Origin of the sequence: Bradyrhizobium sp. SHOUNA76, from assembly GCF_023006445.1 — a bacterium.
Taxonomy (GTDB): domain Bacteria; phylum Pseudomonadota; class Alphaproteobacteria; order Rhizobiales; family Xanthobacteraceae; genus Bradyrhizobium.
Window position 1 is genome coordinate 1 of record NZ_JALBHA010000548.1, and the last position, 4008, is coordinate 4008.

A 4008-nucleotide genomic window follows, 5' to 3' on the forward strand; every position below is an offset into this window, starting at 1 on the left:
CCGGCGTCACGCTGAATGCGCCGCTGTTCGAGGGCCTGGTCGACAGCAAGGCGATGGTGCGCGGAAGCTGGGGCGCGGCGCCCGTGTCCGGCCTCGAGCCACGGCCCGGCGATTTCGTCGTCGAGAAAATGCGCATGAGCGCCTGGGAAGGCACGCGGCTGGAGACGATCCTGAAGGCGACCGGGCGCGACATGATCATCAACACCGGTGCGTGGACCAACATGTCGGTCGAGCACACCGCCCGCACCGGCGCGGACAAGGGCTATTTCATGATCGTGCCCGAGGATTGCTGCTCGACCATGAACGCCGACTGGCACAACGCCTCGATCAATTTCGCCATGCAAAACGTCGCGATCGTCACCCGGGCGGATGCCGTCATCAGGGCGTTGGGATGAACGCCGGTGAAGCTCCTGCACCTGTCCTGCTCGCCCCGCGCCGACTCCATCTCGAGTGCCGGCGCGCGCGTCTTTCTTGATAGCTTTGGCCGGGCCCGGCCGGACTGGGATCTCGACGTCATGGACATCTGGCGGGAGCGGATGCCGGAATTCTCTGGTCCCATCGTCGAGGCCAAATATGCACGGATAAATGGGCAAGCCTTCAACGATGCGCAACGCGACGGCTTTGCCGAGGCCGAGCGCATGGCGCTGCGCCTGTCGCTTGCCGATCGCGTGCTGATCTCCACGCCGATGTGGAACTTCGGCATTCCCTACAAGCTCAAGCAATGGTTCGACATCATCGTCCAGCCCGGGCTGACGTTTCGGTTCGATCCGTCGCAGGGCTATCTCCCACTGCTCAAGGACCGGCCGACGCTGGTGATTCTCGCCAGCGGCAGCGACTTTGCCACCGGCATGAACCGCGGCCGCATCGACATGGCAACGCCCTACCTGCGCGACATCCTGCGCTTCATCGGGATCGACAACGTTCGTTTCGTGCCGATCGGGCCAACGACTGGACCGCAGCAGTCGATCGAGACTGCGCGGGAAAGGGCTCATCGACGTCTGGCTGCAATGGCCACGAACTTCTGATGCATCCCGCAACGCCGAACCCGTTTAGAAGGTCGCGATTTGCGCCGCTGAGCCTTGGGCCTCCCCTGATCGGGCCTGACGATAGACGTGCCCTGGCTCTGCCCACAGGAACCCATTCGAGAAGGGAACACCAGGATAGGCCGCAGCAAGTCGGCGGCTGCCGCCGTCCGCGTCCTCGCGACCGTCCAACACGTCGCGAAAGGTCCTGGCGACGACGACCATGTCGCAATCCTGCGGCGATAGGCGCAGCGAGCCGACCTTGCTCTGTTGCAAGAGGCCGGCCTCTCCCAGCAGATTGGCACAGGAGTGAGACAGCGTTTGCACGCCGTTGATGGTCAGGAAGTCCTGCTGCTCCAGCGTGTTCAGGAGGAGACCGTCCGGATCTTTCTCACAGACGAAGCGGCAATTGTCCTTGGCGAGCTTGTGAAGGCGCGCATGATAGCAGCGCGCCGAGATGGCCAGCGGCACCCTGCCGAACGCGAACACCTCGATCGTGACATCCGGGATCGCCTTCGCGATCGCCGCGATCGAAGCCAGCGGCAATTCCGGCGGCAGGCAGATGCGCCTTGCCCCGCGCGCGGCGTGAAATGCCGCGCTCGCCTCGTTGTAGATGTTGACGAAGGGACCGATGGCGTGCGGCCGGCCCGCGAGCGCCCTGAGGCAGGTCAGATCATTCACCTCGACCAGCACGCCCTCGGCCGCCGCAAGCTCTTCGGTCTGGCGGCGTTCACGCCGCAGCGAGACCAGGATCAGCGAGCCCAGCAGCACCTCTTTGCCCGCGCTTTGCAGCCGTTCGACAACGGCCGGGATGTGATCTGCGAAGAACGGCGAACGTTTCGAGCAGACGATCTCGCCGACGGAGACGACGTCGACCGGCGCTTCGTCAGCGATACGGAAATAGAAATCGCGCCAGCGTTCCGGCGCCCAATTGTACAGAACTGGACCGAGGCTGAGTTGCATCGCTTGACCTCACATATTCAAAGAGACTAGCGCCAGGTCTTGCGGTAGGCGCCGAGCGTGGAGGCCTGCCCTTCGGTGAACGGCTTCAGGCTCGCAATGTCGGTCTCACTCCCGCTCTCGAGCGCTGCGAGCGCATGACGGAAATGGCGCACCACGCTTTCGACATAGGCGCGGCCGCGCTGGCGGCCCTCGATCTTGAGCGCGGTCACCCCGGCATCGCGCAAGCCTCTAAGCAGGGTCGTGGCGTCCAGGCTGACGGGATCCTCGAAAATATAGCCGGCGCCCTGAGCGGTCGAGAAGCGGCCCTTGCACAGCGTCGGATAGCCCGCAGGCTCGCTTAGCCCGAACCGGTTGATGGTGAAGCCGCCGAGGCTGGACTTGGTCCCGTCCGCGGTCTGCTCGTAGGTCACATGGCTCGGCGGCGAGCAGACGCCCTGCATGTTCGGCGACTTGCCGGTGGCATAGGACGACAACGAGCAGCGTCCCTCGGCCATCACGCAGAGGCCGCCGAACACGAAGACCTCGGTCTCGCAGGCGGACTGCCGGGTGATATCCGCAATCTCCGGCACGCTGAGGACACGCGGCAGCACGACGCGCTTTGCCCCGAAGGTTTCTGCGTAGAAGGCGATGGCATCGGGATTTGCGGCCGCGGCCTGAACCGAGACGTGCAAACGCTGGTTCGGATGGCGCTGTGCCGTGTAGTCCATCAATCCGATATCGGCGAGGATCAGCGCGTCGGCTCCGGCGCTCACCGCATCGTCCACCGCGCGATGCCAGATGTCGACGGCAGAGGCGCGCGGGAAAGTATTGATGGCGACCAGGACTCTGGCGCCGCGGCCATGCGCCAGCGCGATTCCATTGCGCAGCTCGTCGCGGCTGAAATTCAGCCCCGGAAAATTGCGCGCGTTGGTCTCGTCGTTGAAGCCGCAATAGATCGCATCGGCGCCGGCATCAATGGCGCTCTTCAACGCGGCCGGCGTCCCGGCAGGACAGATCAATTCCATCATCTCGATTGCTCGCCTTGGCCCGATGCACCGATCACGCGGCCACGGGCGGCCTCGAAGGCGCGCCGCGCTGGCGCGCCCAGCGGGCCAAGCAGCGAGGACAGCTCAGTGGCGAGATCGAGCTGGGCGTCGTCGATCGCATTGCGCAGCGCCAGCACCGCCTCGACATCGCCCTCGACGACGAGTTCGCGCGAGAACATCAGGGCATCGCCGTCGACCCTGCCTTCGAGCAGAGCCAACAGATTGGCGAGCGAGGCCGAGATTCGCGCGTCTAGACCTCGCGGCAAATCGCGCACGACGGACAGGCGCGGCGGCCTGGCCTCGACCACGAAGGCAAACGGCAGATCGATCGGCTTGATCCCGAACCGCGCGCGCGCGTGCGCGCCGAGCCGGTCGAATATTGCAGGGTAGCGCCGATGGATCCGCTGCAGCACGCCGGCGAGAACGAGCTGCAACGGCAGCAGCGGCAGGGGACGCATGGCAAGCGCGACAAGCGGCGGAATCGTCGGCAACGGGCCGGGCGATGCGGCGAACGGATCATTCATGGCCCCACATCTGGACGGATTGCACGCCGCTGTATTTGAGCCGGAACAATGAAGACCGAAATCAACCCGGCTAGCTGTGATTTTTTGGGAGCTTATTCAGTTGCAACGTGATGTGCCGCGCTTTCGCGACCTGTCCGACTTCCTCCGCTTCATCGAAAGCCGGGGGCAGTTGCGACGCATTCGCGAAAAAGTCTCCGTCGTCCACGAGATCACGGAAATCCACCGGCGTGTGCTCGGCGCGCACGGACCAGCACTATTATTCGAGCAGCCCGTCAAGGCCGACGGCAGCCCGTCTGAGATGCCGCTCCTCACCAATCTGTTCGGAACGGTCGAGCGGATCGCATGGGGAATGGGCATCGTGCGCGACCGTCTCGAAGAGCTTGGCGCGCTGATGGCCGAGCTGCGCGCGCCGCGACCACCGAGCAGCATCAGGGATGCCTTCGGCAAGCTCCCGCTCGCGCGCGCCGCGCTGGC

The 4008-nt window shown here is 64.8% G+C and carries 5 protein-coding genes and 1 pseudogene; 3 read left to right on the top strand and 3 right to left on the bottom strand.

Features of this window, described 5'->3' with window-relative positions:
- Positions 1 to 395 (top strand): cysteine hydrolase (locus tag MOV74_RS32950; RefSeq protein WP_246931173.1); only part of this gene is annotated, 395 nt, incomplete at its 5' end.
- Positions 396 to 401: 6 nt separating this feature from the next.
- Positions 402 to 1025, top strand: a complete 624-nt coding sequence (locus tag MOV74_RS32955; protein WP_246931174.1) for an FMN-dependent NADH-azoreductase — start codon at positions 402 to 404, stop codon at positions 1023 to 1025.
- 24 nt (positions 1026 to 1049) lie between these two features.
- Here MOV74_RS32955 and MOV74_RS32960 read toward each other — a convergent pair whose 3' ends face one another.
- The 3 genes from MOV74_RS32960 to MOV74_RS32970 are packed head-to-tail and all read right to left on the bottom strand — an operon-like array spanning position 1050 to position 3534.
- Positions 1050 to 1985: a U32 family peptidase gene (locus MOV74_RS32960; protein ID WP_246931175.1), complete on the bottom strand. Its 936-nt coding sequence runs from the start codon at positions 1983 to 1985 to the stop codon at positions 1050 to 1052.
- 26 nt (positions 1986 to 2011) lie between these two features.
- Positions 2012 to 2989, bottom strand: coding sequence for a peptidase U32 family protein (locus MOV74_RS32965; RefSeq protein WP_246931178.1), 978 nt, complete (start codon positions 2987 to 2989; stop codon positions 2012 to 2014).
- Entirely contained in the window at positions 2989 to 3534 is a 546-nt protein-coding gene (locus tag MOV74_RS32970; protein WP_246931176.1) for an SCP2 domain-containing protein, read from the bottom strand. The genes MOV74_RS32965 and MOV74_RS32970 overlap by 1 nt, the downstream gene beginning before the upstream one ends.
- A gap of 112 nt (positions 3535 to 3646) precedes the next feature.
- Between MOV74_RS32970 and MOV74_RS32975 the strand changes: the two are divergent.
- Positions 3647 to 4008, top strand: a pseudogene (locus MOV74_RS32975) (UbiD family decarboxylase domain-containing protein); the annotation flags it as partial.